The sequence below is a fragment of the Acidovorax sp. Root275 genome (assembly GCF_001428965.1).
GTDB lineage: Bacteria > Pseudomonadota > Gammaproteobacteria > Burkholderiales > Burkholderiaceae_C > Acidovorax > Acidovorax radicis.
Genome location: NZ_LMJH01000010.1, coordinates 137,964 through 160,787 on the forward strand (window position 1 = coordinate 137,964; position 22,824 = coordinate 160,787).

At 65.7% G+C, this 22,824-nt stretch carries 20 protein-coding genes and 1 tRNA gene; 15 read left to right on the forward strand and 6 right to left on the reverse strand.

Annotated elements, in window-relative coordinates; genetic code table 11:
- Positions 1-59: 59 nt before the first annotated feature.
- Positions 60-1,331 (reverse strand): urea ABC transporter substrate-binding protein, encoded by a 1,272-nt coding sequence (gene urtA / locus ASE52_RS20015; RefSeq protein ID WP_057228757.1) that lies wholly within the window; start codon positions 1,329-1,331, stop codon positions 60-62.
- A gap of 394 nt (positions 1,332-1,725) precedes the next feature.
- Here urtA and ASE52_RS20020 point away from each other — a divergent pair, with 394 nt between their 5' ends.
- From ASE52_RS20020 to ASE52_RS20030, 3 genes are all read left to right on the forward strand, one after another.
- The gene (locus ASE52_RS20020; protein ID WP_057228759.1) at positions 1,726-3,996 is read left to right on the forward strand and encodes a xanthine dehydrogenase family protein molybdopterin-binding subunit; all 2,271 of its coding nucleotides are present in this window, start codon (positions 1,726-1,728) and stop codon (positions 3,994-3,996) included.
- Positions 3,997-4,004: 8 nt separating this feature from the next.
- The gene (locus ASE52_RS20025; protein WP_010461796.1) at positions 4,005-4,481 is read left to right on the forward strand and encodes a (2Fe-2S)-binding protein; all 477 of its coding nucleotides are present in this window, start codon (positions 4,005-4,007) and stop codon (positions 4,479-4,481) included.
- Between the two features lie 199 nt (positions 4,482-4,680).
- Positions 4,681-5,982, forward strand: coding sequence for a UDP-N-acetylglucosamine 1-carboxyvinyltransferase (locus tag ASE52_RS20030; protein ID WP_057228761.1), 1,302 nt, complete (start codon positions 4,681-4,683; stop codon positions 5,980-5,982).
- Between the two features lie 147 nt (positions 5,983-6,129).
- Here ASE52_RS20030 and ASE52_RS20035 read toward each other — a convergent pair whose 3' ends face one another.
- The 3 genes from ASE52_RS20035 to ASE52_RS20045 form a co-directional block, all read right to left on the reverse strand.
- The gene (locus ASE52_RS20035; protein WP_057228762.1) at positions 6,130-6,621 is read right to left on the reverse strand and encodes a nuclear transport factor 2 family protein; all 492 of its coding nucleotides are present in this window, start codon (positions 6,619-6,621) and stop codon (positions 6,130-6,132) included.
- A gap of 353 nt (positions 6,622-6,974) precedes the next feature.
- Positions 6,975-8,033, reverse strand: a complete 1,059-nt coding sequence (locus ASE52_RS20040; protein ID WP_057228763.1) for a sensor domain-containing diguanylate cyclase — start codon at positions 8,031-8,033, stop codon at positions 6,975-6,977.
- A gap of 21 nt (positions 8,034-8,054) precedes the next feature.
- Complete coding sequence (locus ASE52_RS20045; protein ID WP_057228764.1) at positions 8,055-9,239, reverse strand: DUF917 family protein; 1,185 nt, start codon at positions 9,237-9,239, stop codon at positions 8,055-8,057.
- 270 nt (positions 9,240-9,509) lie between these two features.
- Between ASE52_RS20045 and ASE52_RS20050 the strand changes: the two genes are divergently transcribed.
- The 3 genes from ASE52_RS20050 (at position 9,510) to ASE52_RS20060 (ending at position 11,363) form a co-directional block, all read left to right on the forward strand.
- On the forward strand, positions 9,510-10,196 hold the full coding sequence (locus ASE52_RS20050) for a DUF3334 family protein (protein ID WP_010461806.1): 687 nt from the start codon (positions 9,510-9,512) through the stop codon (positions 10,194-10,196).
- Positions 10,197-10,336: 140 nt separating this feature from the next.
- The gene (locus ASE52_RS20055; protein WP_082606962.1) at positions 10,337-10,882 is read left to right on the forward strand and encodes a DUF4184 family protein; all 546 of its coding nucleotides are present in this window, start codon (positions 10,337-10,339) and stop codon (positions 10,880-10,882) included.
- Between the two features lie 154 nt (positions 10,883-11,036).
- Complete coding sequence (locus tag ASE52_RS20060) at positions 11,037-11,363, forward strand: hypothetical protein (RefSeq protein WP_057229625.1); 327 nt, start codon at positions 11,037-11,039, stop codon at positions 11,361-11,363.
- Positions 11,364-11,499: 136 nt separating this feature from the next.
- On the opposite strand, the gene ASE52_RS20065 is transcribed toward ASE52_RS20060, so the two are convergent.
- A complete protein-coding gene (locus ASE52_RS20065; RefSeq protein ID WP_057228766.1) occupies positions 11,500-12,558 on the reverse strand; it encodes a response regulator in 1,059 nt (352 codons plus the stop codon).
- Positions 12,558-16,142, reverse strand: coding sequence for an ATP-binding protein (locus ASE52_RS20070; protein ID WP_241777088.1), 3,585 nt, complete (start codon positions 16,140-16,142; stop codon positions 12,558-12,560). The genes ASE52_RS20065 and ASE52_RS20070 overlap by 1 nt, the downstream gene beginning before the upstream one ends.
- A 276-nt stretch (positions 16,143-16,418) precedes the next feature.
- On the opposite strand from ASE52_RS20070, the gene ASE52_RS20075 reads away from it, so the two are divergent.
- From ASE52_RS20075 to ASE52_RS20115, 9 genes are all read left to right on the forward strand, one after another.
- Positions 16,419-16,721, forward strand: a complete 303-nt coding sequence (locus ASE52_RS20075) for an urease subunit gamma (protein WP_055399013.1) — start codon at positions 16,419-16,421, stop codon at positions 16,719-16,721.
- Between the two features lie 47 nt (positions 16,722-16,768).
- Positions 16,769-17,383 (forward strand): HupE/UreJ family protein, encoded by a 615-nt coding sequence (locus tag ASE52_RS20080; RefSeq protein ID WP_057228768.1) that lies wholly within the window; start codon positions 16,769-16,771, stop codon positions 17,381-17,383.
- 22 nt (positions 17,384-17,405) lie between these two features.
- On the forward strand, positions 17,406-17,711 hold the full coding sequence (locus ASE52_RS20085) for an urease subunit beta (RefSeq protein ID WP_057228769.1): 306 nt from the start codon (positions 17,406-17,408) through the stop codon (positions 17,709-17,711).
- A 90-nt stretch (positions 17,712-17,801) separates the two neighbouring features.
- A complete protein-coding gene (gene ureC / locus ASE52_RS20090; RefSeq protein WP_057228770.1) occupies positions 17,802-19,520 on the forward strand; it encodes an urease subunit alpha in 1,719 nt (572 codons plus the stop codon).
- 11 nt (positions 19,521-19,531) lie between these two features.
- Positions 19,532-20,020 carry a GNAT family N-acetyltransferase gene (locus ASE52_RS20095; RefSeq protein WP_057228771.1) on the forward strand — a complete coding sequence of 163 codons (489 nt, stop codon included), beginning with the start codon at positions 19,532-19,534 and terminating at the stop codon, positions 20,018-20,020.
- Between the two features lie 288 nt (positions 20,021-20,308).
- The gene (gene ureE / locus ASE52_RS20100) at positions 20,309-21,064 is read left to right on the forward strand and encodes an urease accessory protein UreE (RefSeq protein ID WP_057228772.1); all 756 of its coding nucleotides are present in this window, start codon (positions 20,309-20,311) and stop codon (positions 21,062-21,064) included.
- 142 nt (positions 21,065-21,206) lie between these two features.
- Entirely contained in the window at positions 21,207-21,926 is a 720-nt protein-coding gene (locus tag ASE52_RS20105) for an urease accessory UreF family protein (protein WP_057229627.1), read from the forward strand.
- Entirely contained in the window at positions 21,923-22,630 is a 708-nt protein-coding gene (ureG, locus tag ASE52_RS20110) for an urease accessory protein UreG (RefSeq protein WP_057228773.1), read from the forward strand. Before ASE52_RS20105 ends, ureG begins: the two co-directional genes overlap by 4 nt.
- A gap of 20 nt (positions 22,631-22,650) precedes the next feature.
- Positions 22,651-22,738 (forward strand) — tRNA-Ser (locus ASE52_RS20115).
- Positions 22,739-22,824 lie beyond the last annotated feature (86 nt).

The following is a 22,824-nucleotide window of genomic DNA, read 5'->3' on the forward strand; positions in this document are numbered from 1 at the left end:
ACGCGCAAGCGTGAGAGAGGGGGTGAAGGCGCGCAAGCGCCTCAGGGGGGTGTACCGAATCACAGCTTCGACTTGCCGTCCGGCTCGTCCTTCTTCTTGTCGTTGCCTTCGATGTAAGGAGACCATGGCTTGGCCTTGACCGGGCCGGGCGTCTTCCACACCACGTTGAACTGGCCATCGGCCTTGATCTCGCCGATGAACACGCTCTTGTGCAGGTGGTGGTTCTTCTCATCCATCTTGCTGACGATGCCGCTCGGTGCCTTGAAGGTCTGGCCGGCCATGGCGGCGATCACCTTGTCTACGTCGGTGCTCTTGGCCTTCTCGACCGCCTGCTTCCACATGTTGATGCCGATGTAGGTGGCTTCCATCGGGTCGTTGGTCAGTGGCTTGTCCTTGTGGCCGGCGATGTTCTTGGCCTTGGTGTAGTCCGCCCACTTCTTCATGAAGGCCGTGTTTTCGGGGCTCTTGATGGACTGGAAGTAGTTCCAGGCGGCCAGGTGGCCCACCAGTGGCTTGGTGTCCACGCCACGCAGTTCTTCCTCGCCCACGGAGAAGGCGACGACCGGCACGTCCTTGGCCTTCAGGCCCGCGTTGCCCAGTTCCTTGTAGAAGGGCACGTTGGAGTCGCCATTGATGGTGGAGACCACGGCTGTCTTGCCGCCCTGGCTGAACTTCTTGATGTCGGCAACGATGGTCTGGTAGTCAGAGTGGCCGAACGGCGTGTACTTCTCGTCGATGTCGGAATCCTTCACGCCCTTGGACTTCAGGTAGGCGCGCAGGATCTTGTTGGTGGTGCGGGGGTACACGTAGTCGGTGCCCAGCAGCACCCAGCGCTTGGCGCTGCCGCCGTCCTTGCTCATCAGGTAGTCCACCGCAGGGATGGCCTGCTGGTTGGGCGCGGCGCCGGTGTAGAACACGTTCTTGGACAGCTCTTCACCCTCGTACTGCACGGGGTAGAACAGCAGGCCGTTCATTTCCTCGACCACGGGCAGCACCGACTTGCGGCTCACGCTGGTCCAGCAGCCGAAGATGACCGAGACCTTGTCCTGGCCCAGCAGCTGCTTGGTCTTTTCGGCGAACAGGGGCCAGTTGGAGGCCGGGTCCACCACCACGGGTTCGAGCTTCTTGCCCAGCACGCCGCCCTTGGCGTTGATCTCGTCGATGGCCATGAGCACGGTGTCTTTCAACACGGTTTCGGAGATGGCCATGGTGCCCGAGAGGCTGTGCAGGATGCCGACCTTGATCGTGTCCTGGGCGTGGGCTGGCAGCGCAGACAGGCCAGCGAGCGTAGCGACGGCCGCGAGGGCCTTGAGGGAATAACGACGTTGCATGTGTGCTTCTCCGGTGGTGGTTTCAATCAGTGAATCAATCAAACCGCTTCGCCCGGCGGGCTCCGTGGTGGAGCCGTGGCGGATCGGGCGATGGAATGGATTCTGGAGAGCGGGGCCGGCTTGGGAAATACGCCGGGTGGCGTACACCGCTGCCCGGCTGCAGACAGCCGGGGTCTGCACACCGAAGCTGTGTCGGGTAGGCGAAACGCTATGCATTTAATAGCTTTTAGCGCACTATGGATAAGCGCTAGCGGCCAAAAATACCCAAAATATCAAGTCCCTGGAGTGCCGGTGGAATCCCGGTCGTGGGTTTACGATGTTTGAACCACCGCCCTCTGCACCGGGCCCGCATGCCCTCCAACCAGCCAACCTACGCCACGAAGGAAATGACCCCATGGTGAAACGACGCACAGTGCTCCTCGGTGGCGCCGCAGCAGCGGGCGCGCTGGTCATTGGCTGGGGCGTGATGCCGCCGCGCCAGCGCCTGCACCCGGCCGCCCCCGTGCCCAGCGCCAGCGGGCAGGCAGCGCTGAACGGCTGGCTCAAGGTGGGCGCCGACAACACAGTGACGGTAATGATGGCCAAGTCGGAAATGGGCCAGGGCGCACACACGGGTCTGGCCGCCATCCTGGCGGAAGAGCTGGATGCCGACTGGGCGCAGGTGCGGCTGGAGATGGCACCCATCGACGACATCTACAACAACCTGGCCACCGTGGTGGACGGCCTGCCGTTCCACCCCGACAACGACGGATCGATCAAAGCCGTGGCGGGCTGGCTGACAGCCAAGACCATGCGCGAAGTGGGCGTGATGATGACAGGCGGATCGAGCAGCATCAAAGACCTGTGGCTGCCCATGCGTGAGGCCGGTGCCCACGCGCGCGCCCTGCTGATCCGTGCCGCCGCCGCGCAGTGGAACGTGCAGGCGGCAGAGTGCACGGCCAACGCGGGCGTGGTGGAGCATGTGGCCGGCCAGCGCGCCACGTTTGGCGAACTGGCCGCTCTGGCCGCGCAGCAGCCCATGCCAGGCAAGGTCACGCTGAAAGAACCCGCGCAGTTCAAGCTGATCGGCAAGCCGCTGACGCGCATCGAGGCGCCGTCCAAACTGGATGGCACGGCCGTGTTCGGCATCGACGCCCACCCACCCGGCCTGCTGCACGCCAGCGTGGTGATGTGCCCCACCCGTGGCGGCAAGGTGACCCGCTTTGACGCAGCCGCCGCCCAGAAGCTGCCGGGCGTGAAACACGTGCTGGCCGTGGCGCCTCACCACGGGGGCACCGGTGGCGTGGCGGTCATTGCCGACACACCCTGGCATGCCAAAAAGGCCGCTGCCGCTGTCACCGTGGAATGGGACCACGGCCCCGCCGCCACGCTGTCGAGCGAGACCGTGGTGGCGCGCCTGGCCCAGGCGCTGGACGAAGCCAAGGGCTTTGGCTACCACAGCGCGGGCGATGTGGACGTGGCCATGCAGGGCGCGGCCACCACCCTCACCGCCGACTACCGCGCACCCTACCTGGCACACGCTGCGCTGGAACCCATCAACTGCACGGTGCAATTCAAGGACGGGGCCGCCACCGTGTGGACATCCACCCAGGTGCCGGGCCTGGCCCGCATGGCAGCCGCCAAGGCACTGGGCATCGACGAAGAGAAAGTGACCGTGCACCAGCTGCTGCTGGGAGGCGGCTTTGGGCGGCGGCTGGAGGTGGACTACGTGGGCCAGGCCGCCGCCATTGCCAAGGTAGCCGGTGGTGCGCCCGTGCAGACCCTGTGGACCCGCGAGCAGGACACGCAGCACGACTTTTACCGCCCGGCCTGCATGGCCCGCTTCAAGGCCGGGTTTGATGCACAGGGACAACTGGTGGCGTGGCACAACATCTCCGTGGGCCAGGCCATCGTGCCGCAGGTGCTGGTGCGCACCTTTGGCCTGGCGGGCGCTGGCCCCGACAAGACCACGTCCGAAGGTGCTTTCGACCAGCCCTACGAATGGCCCCATGCGCGCATTGCGCACGAGATCATCGATTTACCGCTGCCCGTGGGCTTCTGGCGCTCGGTAGGGCATTCGCACCAGGCGTTTTTCAAGGAAGGTTTTGTGGATGAGGCCGCCCATGCGGCCAAACAAGACCCCGTGGCCTTCCGCGCCGCGCTACTGCAAAAACACCCACGCCACCTGACAGTGCTGAAAAAGGCGGCCGAACTGGCGGGCTGGGGCAAACCACTGGCACCGGGCGAGGCAGGCGAGAAGCGTGCGCGCGGTGTGGCGCTGCACCAGTCGTTCGGCTCCATCGTGGCGCAGGTGGCCGAGGTGTCGGTAGGTGCCGACAAGGCCATCCGCGTGCACCGCGTGGTGTGCGTGATCGACTGCGGCGCCGCCATCAACCCCAACCTGATCACGCAGCAGATGGAAAGCGCCGTGGTGTTTGGCCTGACGGCGGCGCTGTATGGCGAGATCACCCTGAAGGATGGACAGGTGCAGCAAAGCAATTTTCACGACCTGCCGCTGCTGCGCATGGCTGACTGCCCGCGTGTGGAGACCCACATCATCGACAGCGCCGAGCCGCCCGAGGGCGTGGGCGAGCCCGGCGTGCCGCCGATTGCGCCTGCGGTGGCGAATGCGCTGTTTGCCCTGACCGGGCAGCGCCTGCGCGCCCTGCCCCTGAAACTGGCCTAAGGAACCCCATGCCCACCACCCTGCGCATCAACGGCAAAGCCATCTCCATCAACGCCGAACCCGACACCCCGCTGCTGTGGGTGCTGCGCGGCGAGTTGCATCTGAACGGCACCAAGTTTGGCTGCGGCATGGCCCTGTGCGGCGCCTGCACCGTGCACCTGAACGGCGAGCCCGTACGAGCCTGCATCACGCCCCTGTCGGCCGTGGGCGATGCCGACATCACCACCATCGAGGGCCTGCAAGGCCCCGAAGCCACGGCCCTGCGCACCGCGTGGACGGTGCTGGATGTGGCGCAGTGCGGCTACTGCCAGAGCGGGCAACTCATGTCGGCCTGCGCGCTGCTGAAGAAAACACCCAAGCCCAGCGATGCCGACATCGATGCCGCGATGGGCGGCAACGCGTGCCGGTGTGGCACCTACCCGCGAATCCGGGCGGCGATCCATCAGGCGGCCGGGACGGGCACGGGAAAAAGCCCAGCGAGCTGATCCCCGTATGCTCTGTTTTTTATAGCAATCAGCACATATAAATAAAGCGCTGCAACCCGTTTTCACCTGAATTTCCGGGCGCTTGACAGCCGCAGGGCGGCCTCTGCCCCGGCCTGCAGCCCGGTCTACACCCGGCCCTCCATGCAGGCCCGTTAGAGTAGCGGCCTTGCCCGCCGGCCCCTCATTTCCCCATACACCCATGTCCAACCTCGTCGTCCACGGCGGCACCCCGCTTCGGGGCCGCATCACCCCTTCTGCCAACAAGAACGCGGTGCTGCCCGTGCTGTGCGCCACGCTGCTCACCAACGAACCGCTCAGACTGCTCGGCGTGCCCGACATCACCGATGTGCGCAAGATCCTCGACATCTTCCGCACCCTGGGCAGCGAGGTGCTGATGGACCACGCCACCGGCACACTCGACCTGCACCACCACGCCACCACCTTCGACGCCGCCCATCACCGACTGCCCGAAGAGATGCGCTCGTCCATCATGCTGGTGCCGCCGCTGCTGGCGCGCTTTGGCGTGGCGCGGCTGGAGGACAACGTCAAAGGCTGCACGCTGGGCGTGCGGGAGATTGATCCGCATGTGGAGGTGTTCCGCCGCTTTGGCGGCACGGTGGAACGGGCCGAGGGCTCGCTGCTGATCCGCAGCGCGGGCCGGCTGCAGGCGAACCACCATTGGCTGGACTATGCATCGGTGACCACCACCGAAAACTTCGTACTGTGCGCGGCCACGGCCGAGGGTACATCGGTGCTGACAAACGCGGCGTCGGAGCCCCATGTGCAGGAGTTCTGCCGCTTCATGGCCATGATCGGCGTGCACATCGAGGGCGTGGGCACCTCGCGCATCACAGTGCATGGCGGCACGCCCCTGCGCGGCGGGGAGTTCCGTTTCGACGAAGACTTCCACGAGATCACGACCTTCCTCGCCTTGGGCGCGATCACGGGCGGCGATGTGGTGGTGAAGAACAGCGCGCCCGAGAACTTTCCGCTCATCGACCGCACGTTTGCCAAGTTCGGCGTCACGATCACCCACAAGGACGGATGGTCGCGCGCGCATTGCGACGGCCCGCTCAAGGTGCAAACGCCATTCACCAGCAATGTGCTGACCAAAGTAGAGGCTGCGCCCTGGCCGTACTTTCCGGTGGACCTGCTGCCCATCTTCATCGCCCTGGGCGTGCGCGCCGAGGGCAACGCGCTGTTCTGGAACAAGGTGTACGACGGGGCGCTGGGCTGGGCGGGCGAGCTGTCGAAGTTTGGCGCACACGTTTTCCAGTCCGACCCGCACCGCCTGGTCACCTTTGGCGGCAACCCCCTGAGCCCAGCCGTGGTCGAGAGCCCCTACATCATCCGCGTCGCGATTGCGCTCTTCATGGTGGCGGCGAGCACGCCTGGGCGCTCTGAGATCCGCAACGCCACGCCGATCCGCCGTGCCCACCCGCACTTCGTGGAAAACCTGCGCAGCCTGGGCGTGCAGGTGGAGTGGACCAGCGAGGAGTGAACGGCGGAGTCCCTGCCTCGGGGCGGCGGGGTGCTGCCGCGCCAAGGGCACGCTCCAGGAAGAGCGGGATACGCCGAACGCTGGGTTGAAAACGCCTGACGCGCAGGGCCGCAGCTTGTCAGCGGCGATCCTGCCGGCTCGGTCCTGTCACTGCTTCAGCGCCGAATCCCAGTGCTCCACGATCTTGCCGTTTTCGATGCGGAACATGTCGAACCAGGTGGTGGTGTATTTGAGCGAGGCGTCCTTCGGGTCGGTGTATTCGCGCACAAAGCTCAACATCACCAGATCACGCTCTGCCGTGATGGAGACCAAGGGTGCCTTGACGCGGTCCTGCGCAGGGAGCGGGGCAGGAATCCTGCGGGAGACAAACCCCACCAGGGCACCCCGGCCATTGGGCACATTGGGGTTGTGCTGGATATACGACTCGGCCACATACTTTTCTGCCAAGGCCACATTGCCGGACTCAAACACCTCGCGCCAGAAGTCATACACCAGGCGCTTGTTGGCGGCCAACTGCGGGTCACTGCTGGCCAGCATGGGCGCGTGGTCCGGGTTGGCGCTGACGGGTGTCTGGGCGAATGCGGGCATGAAGCAGCTGAGGGCCAGTGCGGCACCGGCCAATACGCTGGAGGTGAACATCGGTAGAGCCTTTACAAAGATGGGATTCAAAAAGTGGCGGCATGAAAGTCGGGGGCGGGTTATTCGCCAACCGGCCCGACCGGTCTCTCCAACCACGCGCCGGTTCCATGTCGGAGATCGGGTCTCGGGCCGAAGTTCCACCCCAGGTTAGTCGGCCTTCAGCGCCTCACGCACCATCCCACTGTCCACATACAGCTCCATGCCAAAGAGCTTCCGTGCTGCAGCTGGTACAGGAGCCCTCCGCAACACCCATATGACACGCTGCAGCCGCCCAGGGACGCGCAAGCCACTGATGCGCTAGAGGAGCTGTTTCGCGACGCTGGACGAATGGACGAATCGCGAGGAAAGCGGAATCACGTCACCAGCACGCCGCCAGCGGTTTCATCAGGGTCGATCAGCACATGCACGGCCGCAGCGCCACCCTGCTGCACATCGGCGCAGTACACGGCATTGCGCCCTGTGTCCTTGGCGCGGTAAAGCGCCTTGTCAGCCCGGTTCACCAGCTCGTCAAAGCCGAGCCCCGAGCCCTTGTGCAGCGTGGCCACGCCGATGCTCACCGTGACCGAAACGCACGCCCCCTCGTCATTGACGGGCACGCTCAACGCGGCCACTTCGCGGCGCAGTGATTCGGCCACGCGCAACGCGCTGACGCCATCGGTTTCGGGCAGGACGATGACAAACTCCTCACCCCCAAAGCGCGCCACGATGTCCACGCCGCTGCGCTTGCGCGCGGCGCATGCCTCGGCCACGGCGCAGATCACACGGTCGCCCGCAAGGTGCCCCCAGGCGTCGTTGACCGCCTTGAACAGGTCAATGTCCACCACCATCAGCGACAGCGGGTGGTCAAAGCGCTCGGTGCGTTTGCATTCGTTGGCGCCCAGCTCCATGAGCGTGCGCCGGTTGGCCAGGCCGGTCAGGGAGTCATTGGCGGCCAGCAGCTCCAGGGCGGTATTCAGTTCTTGCAGCAGCTTGTTCTGCTCCAGCAACTGCTGGTTGATCTGGGCGATCTCGTCTTCTTTTTGCTTGCGGTCATGGATGTTGAAGGTGACGCCAATCAGCCGCTTGCCAGGGGTAGCGCTGTTGCGATCCATGATGCGGCCGTAGTTGGCAAACCAGATCCATTCGCCAGCCTTGGAGCGCAGCCGGAACTCGGCGCGGTACTGCGGCGTGATACCTGCCACATGGTCGGCCACCGCCTGCTTGACCCTGTCGAAATCACCGGGGTGAAACAGGCCAAAGATATCCTGCACGCCCGACACAATTTCATCCTGGGTGAAGCCCAGCTCCAAGAACGTCTTTGTGGCCTTGTGGGTGACCTGGCCGCTCACGAGGTCGTTCTCCCACAGGTCCAGACCGGCGGCTTCCAGCACCAGCTCCAGCCGCTCCTTGTTCAGGTCTGCTTCATCACCCATGGCGGCGAAACCCTTGATTCTTCAGGCCGACGGCATGGCCCCGGCATAGCCCATATTGCGCAGCAACGCGGCAAACGACGCCACGACACCCGGGGTGTTGTAAAGCTGGGGCGCCGTTTGCACGGCGATCACGCTCACCATCTGGCCCGTGCTTTTGCCGGTGGCGGCATCAAAGTACAGGGCCAGGTCGTCGCTGGCGTTGGAGAAGCCGCGCCCCGTGCTTTCCGAGTAGTAGCAGATGGAGTCGGGGGCAATGATGTCGGGGGTCATGCTCGCAGACGAGTACATGATGAGATTTTCGTTCAGGTTGTACAGATAGTGGCTCTCTGTGCTCAGGCTCGGGTCCTGCGCGTTGTCCAGGCGAATGATGCCCGAATCGAGCGACGCGCTGGACGTGGACTGCGTGACCGAGGTGATGAAAAAATTGGTCACCACCGCGCGGGCAGTGCGGCCAGTGATGAGGGCAATGGCATCTGCCACGGCAGCGGTGGCGGGCGGCGTGGCGGCCTGCAGCAGAAACTGCCCCAGCCCCCGCGCCTGCTCCAGCGTGCCCGGAATGTAGCTGCCCGACAACGCAAAACCGTTGCCCGCGTTGGAGGGCCACATGGCAATGCCCGAATACCCGCCAAACCCGGCCACCACCCCACCCGCCAGGGTTTCCACGCGCGCTGCGGTGGAGGCGCCCAGCACGGCGGATTCCAGATCCACCAGGGTGGAGGCATCACTGGCCAGTGCGGCGGGGCACGGCGCCAGTTGTGCACCGCCGGTGTAGGTGGTCTGGGGCAATTCGGGCACGGCACGGCCAGCGCCATCGCCGTTCACCACCCAGACCGCGCCCTGCGACATGGCCGCGCCAATGAGCGGCACCAGGGAGTTGATGGGCCCGATCTCCACGGGGATCAAGGCGCCCAGCAGGGCCCCCGTGCTGGCCTCCATCACGGCCACGGTGTTGCTGACCGAGTTTTGCACCGCCGACAGCGTGAGGCTGTCGGCCGCATCGGGCGAGCCCATGATGGCCAGCACACAGGCATTGGTGGCGCCGTCATAGTCCTGCACCGTGACGGTGCCGCTCCAGCCCTGGCCGGCCAGCTCCTGAAGAATCGAACAGGCGTCGCGGTAACTGCCGCCCCCTCCGCTGGCCAGCACGGCAGCACCCGCCGCAATCGATTGGAAATCGGCCAGCCCATAGTTATAGACAACACCCATCTGACGCCCCTCTCTTTTGGTATGGAAGGCACGATACGCCTGCCCGGTGGGTTGTCAATCCGCTGCATCCCATGCGGTGCCAAGGCGCAAACGTGGTACGCACTTGGACAATCGGCTCGCAAGTTCTGCGCCCACAAACCACCCTTCCAACACCCGTTGCTGGGGTGCCCCAGGGCGGAAAGCACTCTGGCCTCGCGGTGCGCCATCGCCTATGCTCTGCCTACGTTGCAGTTTTGTTGTTGTTTTTCCTGGCAGATGCCTACACACACCATGAGCCTCCCCGATAAATCCACCGTCTACGGCACCGAAGACCTGCTGATCAGCCTGTGCAACTCCGTCACCCGGGTGCTGAACGTGGCCACCCACAGCCAGATCCATTACTCCGGCATGGTGCAGCGCATCAGCAAGACCTGCCTGAAGCCCGACATCGGCTGTTTTGTGCTGTTCGATGGCGGCTTCTCGGGCTTGGTCATCATCAACTTCTCGGCCCAGGCCGCGATGGAGCTGTATGCCAACTACCTGCTGAACATGGGCATGTCCAAGGACGACTTGGTCAGCTCCTACACGTCGGACGAAGTGAGCAACGTGATGGGCGAGCTCATGAACCAGGTGGTGGGCGACTTCACCGGCAAGGTGCGCCGCGAGCTGCAGACCCACATCACGCAGAACCAGCCCAAGATGCTGGTGCTGAACAAGCAGGTGATGCTGAGCGTGGACGCCAACCTGGACAAGCCCGAAGCCCGGCGCGTGACCTTCTACACCAGCAACAACAACATCTTCTACCTGGAACTGGCGATCGACCGCACCGAGTTCATCAAGCTCTACGACTTCGAGGCACAGGAAGTGCCGGACGCCGACGCGCTGATGGCCCAGTCGCAAGAAGCGCCCCCCGTGCCCGCGCCGCCACCTGCGGGGCAGGATGACACGGATGCGCTGCTGAAGTCGCTGGGGATGTGAGCGGCAGGGGCAGCTGCGCGATTTGTCAAAAAAGATAGCTGACTGCGCTTGACTATCAAGCGCCAAAGCTGTTTTTGACTAAAGGCCTTTTGCCCCCTGGACACAAACTCAACGCGCTGCCCCATCGCCATCGACGCCTCATGCCCTTCACCCCGTTTCACATGGGCGCAGGCCTGGCAGCCAAGGCACTGGCCGGGCGCCATTTCAGCGTGCTGACTTTCGGCATCGCCCAGTTGGCCATGGACATCGAACCCCTGGTCGGCATGCTGCGCGACGCCCCCGTGCTGCATGGCCCCACCCACACCTACCTCGGCGCCGTGCCCATAGCATGCGTGACCGCAGCGCTGGCCCCCTGGCTGTGCCGCCCGCTGCTGCGGCGCTGGAACCAGGAAGTGCGGCACTATCGGATGCCCTGGCTGCAGGAGAGCGAACGCTGGAGCCCACAGGTTGTCCTCGCCAGCGCGCTGGCCGGAACCTTCTCGCACGTGTTGCTTGACAGCGTGATGCACCTCGACATCCGGCCTTGGGCGCCGTGGTCGGACACCAACGGCCTGTACGCGACCATCTCGCTGTCTGCACTGCACCTGCTGTGTATGGCAGGCATGGCGGGCGGCGCCCTGGGCTGGGTGGCATTGCAGTGGCTCCGTAGCCGCCGCGCTGCGCAGCGGCAACGCCACAACCCCTGATACGGCAGGCACCGCACCGTTGTTCCCCTGCCTGGCGTCCTACAGGCGCGCACCAATGCTGCCTACGCACAGGGAGCGCACTGGGTAGATTGACTACCAGCGCCCTGTGCAGGCGCTCCCACCCTCCTCTCCAGCCCCCACCAAGGAGCCCGCCATGCCCCAAGCCCTATGGAGCGCCAAACGCGAACGCCAGTACCAACACATCAAGGACAGTCTGCTCGAACGCGGCAAAGACGAAGGCACGGCCGAGGAAATCGCGGCCCGCACGGTCAACAAGGAACGGGCACAGCACGGCGAAAGTAAAACCGCCAACCCCCGGACCTTGCGCGCCACGCCCGCGCCCGTTCGTGGGGGAAGGAACTCGCACCGGGGCCCGCAGGGCCGCACCCGGGATCAGCTCTACGAGGACGCAAAGCGCCAGGGGATCAAGGGGCGGTCCCGCATGAACAAGCAGCAGTTGGAGGAAGCCGTCGGGCGCTGAAGGCGTGCATGGATGCCAATAGCTGCGTGACGGGGGGCGCAGAAGGCGGCGAAAAGAACCTGCTGCAGAGCATTCCTAAATTGATAGCTTTCAGCGCTTTATCCTCCAGCGCTAGCGGCCAAAAACACTTGGAGATTTACCCCTCAAACTGCGGATGCAATTGCCGGATGCGGTTCATCGCCATGCCGGCCGCTGCGGTGCGCGTCTCCACGCCGAGTTTGGCGAACACGCGCTCCAGGTGCTTCTTGACCGTGGCGGGGCTGGCGCCCAGGATGTCGCCGATGTCGCGGTTGATCTTGCCCTTGACCACCCAGTACAGCACCTCGGCCTCGCGCGCAGTGAGCTTGAACGACAGGCTCATGGATTCGATGATCTTCGCATCCGACACCTCGCGCATCACGATGAGCCAGTCGCCGCCGCCCGCGCTGTCGCCGGCCTGCTGGTGCAGGCGGAAGGTGAGCCTGCGGGCGCCCTGCTCCACGGCCAGGCGCGGGGGCTCGGCCAGCGATGCGGCCAGCAGTTCTGCGGCGTTGTCGGCCAGCACGTGGCGGCGCAGCCAGGCCTGCACCGGCTCGGGCGCCCATTGACCGAAGGCGGTGGGCGTGCCGTCCGGGCCCACCTCGCCGAAGTAGCTTTGCAGCAGCTCGCGCGCCAGCGGGGTCTGCCACACGATGCGGCCATCCACCGCGCGCACGGTGATGCTGGCGTAGCCGAAGGCATCAAGCGCGTTGCGCGCCTCGCGGGCCTGGCGCGCGTCCTGCCGGGCCTTGCGCGCCGCGCCCAGGTGCACGCCCATGCGGGCCATCACCTCGCGCGGCTTGATGGGCTTGGTGACGTAGTCCACGCCACCCGCCTCCAGCGCGGCGACCAAGTGTTCGGTCTCGGTCAGGCCGGTCATGAAGATGATGGGGATGTGCGCGGTGGCGGGCGAAGCCTTGAGGCGCCGCGCCACCTCGAAGCCGTCCATGCCGGGCATCATCGCGTCCAGCAGCACGATGTCGGGCAGGGCCTGGGCGGCGCGCTGCAGTGCCGCTTCGCCGTGCATGGCCACCAGCACGGTGTAGCCCGACTCGTCGAGCGCATCGTGCAGCACGGCCAGGTTGTCGGGCACGTCGTCCACGATCAGCACCACATCGCTGTCGGCGCGGTCCAGCGCTGCAGAGGACGGGGAAGGGGATAGGTTTGCGGTGGTCATCACGAGGGCGCCTGCTCCAGGATCTGGCCCATGGCATCGAACTGGAACTGCCTGGCCAGTTGCCGCATGGTGCCGATAAAAGCGCTGTGGGCGGGCTGGCTGCGTTCAATGTCGTCCAGGGTGTTGAGAATGCCCCGGTAGTAGCCCAAAGCCACCACTTGCGCCAAGGCCGACAGCGCGATGGCATCAGGGTAGGTGAGGGGCGCAGGCGCGGTGGACGAAGCCGTTGGTTCAGTTCCGGCGGGTGCCTCTTTGGCCTCGTCGTGTTGCCACTGCAGGCCCAGGCGGCGCTCCAGCCAGTCCAGCAGTTCGCTGTGGCGCACGGGCTTGACGATGAAGTCCTCGGGGTGGATGTCCACGTCGTTGTCCAGCGCCTTGTCGAACGCGTTGGCGGAGACGATCGCGCACCGCACCCCCACCAAGTGCATCTGACGTACTCGCCGCAACGTCTCCCAGCCGTCAATCCCGGGCATGGCCAGGTCCATGAAGATGGCATGGGGCCGGTACCCGGTGGCCAGCAGGTCCAGCGCATCGTGGCCGCTGGCGGCCTGGCGCAGCTCAAAGCCTAGAGGTTCGAGCAGTTGCACCAGCAACTCGCGGTCGGGCTCTTCGTTGTCCACGACCAGGATGCGGCGGCGCTCACCCGCATACCCTCTGCGGGCGCGCTGGGCTTGCACAGCCACGGGCACCACGGTCTTGCCCAGCGCATCCCCATGCACCTCGGGCAGGAACAGCTTGACATGGAACACCGAGCCCACGCCCGGCGTGCTGCTCACCGTCAGTTCACCGCCCATCAGCGCTGTGAGCATCTTGGCAATGGTCAGGCCCAGGCCCGCGCCCGGTGCGGCAGCGGTGCTGCCACCGCCCGAGCCGCCGCGCGCAAAGGGTTCGAAGATGCGCTCGATTTCCTCGGCCGTGAGGCCCGGCCCCGTGTCCTGCACCTCGATGCGTGCCATCTCGCGTGCATGGCGCACGCGCAGCGTGACAGTGCCGTGCGCGGTGAACTTGACGGCGTTGCCCAGCAGGTTGATGAGGATCTGGCGTAGCCGCTTGTCGTCGGCGCGCACCACTTCCGGAATCACGCCTTGCACATCAAACGTGAACGCCAGGCCCTTGGCGGCAGCTTGCAGTTCGAACAGGCTGGCCATCTCGTGCAGCCCGTCCGCAAAGCGCATGGGCGCCACATCGAGCGTGAGCTTGCCCGACTCGATGCGCGCGATGTCGAGCGTGCCCTCAATGAGCGACAACAAATGCTCGCCGCCGCGCCGGATCACATGCACCGCCTGCTTGCGGTGCGGGGGCACACCCGCGTCTTCGCCCATGAGCTGGGCATAGCCCAGGATGGAGTTGAGCGGCGTGCGGATCTCGTGGCTGATGGCGCTGATGTAGCGGCTCTTGGCCTGGTTGGCCTGGTCAGCCGCGCGCTGTGCCGCTTCGGCCACCTGACGCGCCTGCTCGGCCACGCTGCGCGCGGTCTGCAGCGCCTCGTCGGTCTGGCGGTGCAGCTCGATCTCGCGCACCAGCAGGCCGGTCTGGCGATTGGATTCCTCCTGCGCCACCTGGCGGCTCTTGTGCGCCAGCACCAGCCACCAGGCCACGATGCCCGAGATGACCAGCAGCGCGAGATATGCCTTGAGCAGACCCGAGCGCAGCGCCACTTCGGGTGCCGCCATCACCTCGGTGTCCGTGGCAGCCTGCGCAATGGTGTTGAGTTCCTGGTGGTACAGCAGCCCCATCACCGAGGCCAGCAGCGGCGCAATCACCAGCATCAGTAGCAGGAAGTGGCCCAGGCCCGTGTCCAGGTAGCGCCACATGGCGCGCGGCAACACCCAACGCAGGGCGGCAGACCACTGCACCGCCATGCTGGCGTGCGGCTTGCACAGGTCGCCGCAGCGCGCGTCCAGCGTGCAGCACAGCGAGCAGATGGCACCCCGGTACGCGGGGCACTGCGCCATGTCGGGCGCTTCGTACTCGCGCTCGCAGATCACGCAGCGCTGCACGGTGGTGCGCCGGTAGCTGCCCACCTCTGTGCCCAGCCCCCCTTCGGCATTGCGGCGCAGCGGGCCATGCAGGGGCACCGCCACCACGTCGGCCAGCGCAGCGGGCTCCGACTGGCGCGCAATGTAATAGCGCCCCCCGGTGGCCCAGGCAATGAGCGGTGCGGTGACAAAGGCCACCGCCATCGCGATCACGGCCGAGAACGCCTGCGGCAGCGGGCCGAACAACCCCAGGTGCGCGCTGATGGACAGGATGGACGCCAGCGCCATCGAGCCCACGCCCACCGGGTTGATGTCGTACAGATGAGCGCGCTTGAACTCGATGCCCTTGGGCGACAGGCCCAGCGGCTTGTTGATGACGAGGTCGGCCACCACCGACATGATCCAGGCGATGGCGATGTTGGAATACAGCCCCAGCACCTCGCCCATGGCGCGGAACACGTTCATCTCCATCAGCATGAAAGCGATCAGTGTGTTGAACACCACCCACACCACTCGCCCCGGGTGGCTGTGCGTGAGGCGCGAGAAGAAGTTGGACCAGGCCAGCGAGCCCGCATAGGCATTCGTCACGTTGATCTTGAGCTGCGAGATCACCACAAACAGCGCCGTGGCCGCCACCGCCCAGCCATAGTTGGGGAACACATATTCATACGCGGCCAGGTACATCTGGTTCGGGTCCACCGCGCGCTCGGCCGGCACCATGTGGGTGAGCGCCAGATAGGCGAGCAGCGCGCCGCCCAGCATCTTGAGCACCCCCAGCACCACCCAGCCCGGCCCGCCCACCAGCACCCCCAGCCACCAGCGTCCGCGTGTGGCAGGCGTGCTGGCGGGCATGAAGCGCAGGTAGTCGGCCTGCTCCCCCATCTGGGTGATGAGTGCAATGCCCACCGTGAGTGCCGCACCAAACAAGGGCAATTGGAACGTGGCGCCGCGCATCAATTCACCACCGTAGTGCACAACCCCGGAAAACGCACCAGGATCGCGCACCAACACATAGGCAAACGGCACCACCAGCATCACCAGCCACAGCGGCTGCGTCCACACCTGCAGGCGGCTGATGGCCGACACGCCATGCGTGACCAGCGGAATCACCACAATGGCGCAGATCAGGTAGCCCCAGGTGGGCGGGATGTCCAGCGCCAGCTCCAGCGCGTAGGCCATCACGGCCGCCTCCAGCGCGAAGAAGATGAAGGTGAAGCTCGCGTAGATCAGCGAGGTGAGCGTGGAGCCGATGTAGCCAAAACCCGCGCCGCGCGTGAGCAGGTCCATGTCCACCCCATAGCGGGCGGCGTACACGCTGATGGGCAGCCCCGCCAGAAAGATGATCAGCCCCGTGGCCACGATGGCCCAGAAGGCGTTGATGAAGCCGTACTGCACCAGCAGCGTGGCGCCCACGGCCTCCAGGATCAGGAACGACGCCGCCCCGAATGCGGTGTTGGCCACCCGCCATTCGGACCATTTGCGAAAGCGCTGGGGGGTGTAGCGCAGCGCGTAGTCCTCCATGGTCTCGGTGGCCACCCAGCTGTTGTAGTCGCGCCGGACTTTGACGACCTGCTGCGGGGCTTGCTGGGGCTCGTGTGCAGCCATGCCGGGCTCTGTCGGCTGCAGCGGGGTGGCGTCAGCAGGGGCGATGGAGGCAGTGTGGGAAGGCATGGGCAATGGCGGCGGTCACCCCTTCAGGTGCAGTTTCCATGCCATTGCACTTGGGGACGTGCGCCAGATGACGTATGGCGGGCACGGGGCTTGCTGCCTATGATGGAACGGCTCTCGCCAGATCACCCCCGTGCGCCATAGCACGCTCCTCGTGGTCACCCCGCATCGGCTGACGCGCGAGCCAACAACACCAGCATTGAGTACAACGACATGGAACTGACTCCTCGCGAAAAAGACAAGCTGCTGATCTTCACCGCCGCCCTGCTGGCCGAGCGCCGCAAGGCCCGGGGGCTGAAGCTCAACTACCCCGAGGCCATGGCCCTGATCAGCGCCGCCGTGATGGAAGGTGCCCGCGACGGCAAGACCGTGGCGCAGCTCATGAGCGAAGGCCGCACCGTGCTGACACGCGCGGACGTGATGGACGGCATCGCCGAGATGATCCCGGACATCCAGGTCGAAGCCACGTTCCCCGACGGCACCAAGCTCGTCACCGTCCATCAGCCGATCGTCTGACCCTCTTCTCTCTTTGCCTCTTTGCCTCTTCTCTCTGTGGAGCCCTCATGCGCATCGCACTCTCACACCGCCACACAGCCGCTCTTTTTTTCATAGCTTTCAGCGCAATCAGCACAGGCGCCAGCGCTCATACCGGTGCTGAACCGCATATGCACAGCAGCTTTCTGAGCGGCTTTGCCCATCCCTTGTTCGGCATGGACCATCTGGCCGCCATGGTGGCCGTGGGCCTGTGGAGCGCCCTTGCCGCGCGCAGTGCAGGACGCGATCTGCTGTGGGGCCCCGTGGGCTTTGCGGCCATGCTGCTGGCCGGTGCCGTGCTGGGTCTGCAAGGCGTGGCACTGCCTGCGGTGGAGTCCATGATCGCCGCGTCGCTGCTGGCCACCGGCCTTCTCGTGGTGTCGCGCCTGCGGGTGCCGGGCATCGTGGCGGCGCTGGGCGTGGGAGTGTTCGCCGTGTTCCATGGCGTGGCCCATGGCGTTGAGCTGGCGGGCAGCAACAGCGTCTGGCAGACCCTGGCGGGCATGCTGGCCGCCACCGTGCTGCTGCATGGCGCTGGGCTTGCGGCGGGCTTGGTGCTGCGCCACCGCCAGGTGTGGCTGGCGCGCGCAGCGGGCGCTGGCGTGGCCGCGTTCGGTGGCGTGCTGCTGGCGCAAATGGCCTAAGCCTTCCCTCCAAGGAGCCTTCATGATCCCCGGCGAACTCATCACCGAACCCGGCGAGCACGCGCTCAACACCGGCCGCCGCACGCTCACCATCGTCGTGCGCAACACGGGCGACCGCCCCATCCAGGTCGGCTCGCACTACCACTTTGCCGAGACCAACAACGCCCTGGGCTTTGACCGCGCCGCCGCGCGTGGCATGCGGTTGAACATCGCGTCAGGTACCGCCGTGCGCTTTGAGCCTGGCCAGGAGCGCACGGTAGAGCTGGTGGACTACGCGGGCGATCGCCGGGTGTACGGCTTTCAGGGCCTGACGCACGGCGCGCTATAGGGATTTCAAGAAAAACGACCTCTAGCGCTTTACATATAAGCGCTAGCAGCTATCAAAAGTATAGTTAACAGTTCTCGCGGAGCACACCCCATGGCAACCATTGGACGACGCGCCTACGCCGAAATGTTCGGCCCCACGGTGGGCGACCGCGTGCGCCTGGCCGACACCGAACTCCTTATCGAAGTCGAGGCCGACCACACCCTGCGCGCAGGCAGCTATGGCGAAGAAGTGAAGTTTGGCGGCGGCAAGACCATCCGCGACGGCATGGCGCAAAGCCAGCGCACCAACGCACAAGGGGCGGTGGATACGGTGCTGACCAACGCCCTCGTCATTGACCACACCGGCATCTTCAAGGCCGACATTGGCCTGCGCGCAGGCCGCATCGCCTCCATCGGCAAGGCCGGCAACCCCGATGTGCAGCCCGGCGTGGACATCATCATCGGCCCTGGCACCGAGGTCATCAGCTGCGAGGGCAACATCGTCACCGCGGGCGGCATCGACAGCCACATCCACTTCATCTGCCCGCAGCAGATCGAAGAGGCCCTGGCCAGCGGCGTGACCACCATGCTGGGCGGCGGCACCGGCCCTGCCACCGGCACGCTGGCCACCACCTGCACCTCCGGCCCCTTCAACCTGGAGCGCATGCTGCAGGCGGCCGACGCCTTCCCCATGAACCTGGGCTTCCTTGGCAAGGGCAACGCCAGCCTGCCCGACGCGCTGCACGAGCAGATCAGCGCGGGCGCCATCGGTCTCAAGCTGCACGAAGACTGGGGCACCACCCCTGCGGCCATCAGCAACTGCCTGGATGTGGCCGAGGCCACCGACACGCAGGTCGCCATCCACAGCGACACGCTCAACGAATCAGGCTTTGTGGAGAACACCATCGCGGCCGTGGGCGGGCGCGGCATCTGCGCCTTTCACACCGAAGGCGCGGGCGGCGGCCATGCCCCCGACATCCTGCGCGTGGTGGGCGAAGAGAACTTCTTGCCATCGTCCACCAACCCCACCATGCCGTACACCCACAACACGCTGGACGAGCATGTGGACATGCTCATGGTGTGCCACCACCTCGATGCCAGCATTGCCGAGGACCTGGCCTTTGCCGAAAGCCGCATCCGCAAGGAAACCATCGCCGCCGAAGACATCCTGCACGACCTGGGCGCCATCAGCATGATGTCCAGCGACAGCCAGGCCATGGGCCGCGTGGGCGAAGTCATCCTGCGCACCTGGCAGACCGCGCACAAGATGAAGGTGCAGCGCGGCAGCCTGCAGGGCGACACCGGCCGCAACGACAACACGCGCATCAAGCGCTATGTGGCCAAGTACACCATCAACCCCGCCATCGCCCACGGCATCAGCCACGAGGTGGGCTCGCTCGAAGTCGGCAAATGGGCCGACATCGTGATCTGGAAGCCTGCCTTCTTCGGTGTGAAGCCCGCACTCATCCTCAAGGGCGGCATGATCGCCATGGCAGCGATGGGCGACCCGAACGCGTCCATCCCCACGCCGCAGCCGGTGCACTACCGTCCCATGTTCGGCGCGTTTGGCGGGGCCATTGCCAAGACGTCGCTCACCTTCGTATCGCAGGCAGGCTTGCATGCCGGCATCGGCGAGCGCTTCGGCCTGCGCAAGACGCTGTCCGCCGTGCACAACATCCGCGGCATCCGCAAGCGCGACATGGTGCACAACAGCTACACCCCGAAGATGGAAGTGGACGCCCAGACCTACACCGTGCGCGCCGACGGCCAGCTGCTCACCTGCGAGCCTGCCACCGTGCTGCCCATGGCGCAGCGCTACTTCCTGTTCTGAGGCCACACCCCGTGAATGCTGTGCTGCAAGACCTGAACATCCGCCTGGACGACCTGAGCGACCCGCGCATCGAAGCCTTCATGCAAGAGCACTTGCAGGACATGTACACGGTGTCGCCGCCGGAAAGCGTGCACGCGCTGGACATGGACCAGCTGCGCCAGCCCGAGATCGCGTTCTGGTCGGCCTGGCTGCCGCATGCGGGCGGCGATGTGCTGGTGGGCACCGGCGCGCTCAAGCGGCTCGACGACGCGCATGCCGAGCTCAAGTCCATGCGCACCAGCGCCCACCATCGGGGCCGCGGCATCGCCCGCCAGGTGCTGAACCACCTGCTGCAGGAGGCCCGCACGCGCGGCCACACCCAGGTGAGCCTGGAGACCGGGCCGCAGCCGTTCTTCGAGCCCGCGCGCAAGCTGTACTTTCAGCACGGTTTTGTCGAATGCGGCCCGTTTTCCGACTACGACCTCGACCCGTACAGCTTCTTCATGACCCGCCCGCTGTAAGAGCCTGTTCAATGTCTTTTTGGAGATCGCATTGGAGTGACATCGTGATGGACGTGGATGCTTCGGATGCGCCGCATGGGCTCATGCCCATGCAAGCAGCCGGGGCGCCAAAGCTCCGAGTTCATCGGCCCGATTTCGCTCCAACCCTTCGGGCAAGTGGCTTGCCGGGCGGTCTGCGGCGTTGCGGCGCTTGCCAATAGCCGAGCTATTGGCTACGCACCGCGCCGCTCCCCCGTCCCGCCGGGCCACAATGCGCGTTTTGCAGCACGCCCCAACGACACCCCTTCCATGATCCAAGCCTCCAAACTCATCCCCCAGGGCAAAGGCCTGGCCCCCGTCCTCGTCAAGCGCGCCACCACCATCGAGCTGGACTGGGACGTGCGCCAGAAAAGCCGCTTTGCCGCCACCGACTCCGCCGGGCGCGAACTGGGCATCTTTTTGCCGCGCGGCACGCTGGTGCGCGGCGGCGACGTGCTGGTGGCCGAAGACGGCTCCATGGTGCGCGTCATCGCCGCACCGCAGCCCGTGCTGGTCATCACGCACTGCACGCAGCACGGCACCCCCTTCGACCTGACCCGCGCCGCCTACCACCTGGGCAACCGGCACGTACCCATCGAGCTGCAACCCGACCACCTCAAGATCGAACCCGACCACGTGCTGGCCGACATGCTGCGCGCCATGCACCTCATCGTGAAGGCGCAGGACCTGCCCTTCGAGCCCGAGGGCGGCGCCTACGCTGCGGGGCATGGCGGTGGACACCATCACCATGGCGGGCATGGGCATGAAGGCCATGACCATGACCATGACCATGACCATGACCATGCACATGGGCACGACCATGGACACAGCCACGCGCAGACGGCGTCTCCTTCGCCGGCGCACGATCATGGGCACACCCACGGCCACAGTCCGGACCACAACCATCAGGCCGATCCATCGCAGCCCGCAGCACCCGCCCGCGGTCGCACCGTCGCCATCCCGGTGGTGGCCCAGGCCCAGGGCCATGTGCACGGCCCGCAGTGCAACCACGGCCACGACCACTGAGCATGGGCACCGTTTGCATCTGCATCTGCATCTGCATCTGCGCCTCCCCCACCGTTCGGGCTGAGCCTGTCGAAGCCTGGGCACTGCACGCCGCGCGCCCTGCGCCCATACCTCCCCGAACGGACTCTTGAGCCCCCTGCCCGTGCGCCCCGACCGCCCCGCCCCCCTGCCCGCCGCCAGCCTGCTGCAGCTCATCTGGCTAGCGTCGCCGGCCCTGCCCGTGGGCGGCTTCTCGTATTCCGAAGGCCTCGAAAGCGCCATCGAAAACGCCGGCGTCGACAACGAAGCCGCCGTAGCCGCATGGCTGCTCGACCAGCTGCACATCACCCAGTCCCGCGGCGACATGGCCCTGATCGCCAAGGCCGTGGGCGCCTGGCGGCGTGGCGACGGCGGCGACCTGGCGCATGTGCGCGAGCTCAACGACTGGGTGCTGCACACCCGCGAGACCAGAGAGCTGCGCCTGCAGACCGAGCAGATGGGCCGCTCCATGGCCGACTGGCTGCGCAACCAGCACCAGGGCGATGACCAGCTCATGCCCGCCGTGCAGTACCTGGCCGCCCTGCCCCCCACCTACCCCGTGGCCTTCGCGCTGGCTGCGTCCATCACACAAGCCCCCGTGCGCGACGTGCTGCTGGCCTATGCCTTCGGCTGGGCCGAGAACATGGTGCAGGCCGCCCTCAAATCCATGCAGCTGGGCCAAAGCGCCGGCCAGCGCATCCTGGCCCGCCTGGCCGACGCCATCCCTGCCGCCGCAGACCACGCCATCGGCCTGATGGACAGCGAACGCCAGGCCTTTTCACCCATGCTCGCCATCCTGTCGGCCCAGCACGAAACCCAGTACTCACGCCTCTTCCGATCATGACCAACAGCACCAGCACCTCCAGCACTTCCGCCACCGCCCTGCATCACATCGCGAACCGCACCAAGCAGTTGCCGCCCCTGCGCGTGGGCATCGGCGGCCCGGTGGGCTCGGGCAAGACCACCCTGCTGGAGATGCTCTGCAAGGCCATGCGCGACGACTACGACCTGATCGCCATCACCAACGACATCTACACCAAGGAAGACCAGCGCCTGCTCACAGTGAGCGGCGCCCTGCCCCCTGAACGCATCCTGGGCGTGGAAACCGGCGGCTGCCCCCACACCGCCATCCGCGAAGACTGCTCCATCAACCTCGAAGCCATCGACCGCATGCTGGGCGAGCACCCCAATGCCGACATCGTCTTCGTGGAAAGCGGCGGCGACAACCTGGCCGCCACCTTCAGCCCCGAACTCAGCGACCTCACCATCTACGTCATCGACGTCGCCGCCGGCGAGAAGATCCCCCGCAAGGGCGGCCCCGGCATCACCAAAAGCGACCTGTTCATCATCAACAAGACCGACCTGGCCCCCCACGTGGGCGCCAACCTGGATGTGATGCACGCCGACACCACCCGCATGCGCACCAACGCCCAAGGCCTCAAGCCGTTCGTCATGACCAACCTCAAGACCCTGGCAGGCGTGGCCGACGTGGTCAAGTTCATCGAGACGCGGGGCATGCTGCAAAAATCTGCACCCGCCGTGGGCTAGAATCCGCAGCTTCCGTGCCCGGAGACGTGGGTGAGCGGTTTAAACCAGCAGTCTTGAAAACTGCCGACGGGCAACCGTCCGTGAGTTCGAATCTCACCGTCTCCGCCAAAACGGCACCTCAATACAGAGTGTGCTTTTTTACCCGCCATAGGGTCTGCGCACCGGGAAAATTTCGCTCCGTAAAGGACCGCTGG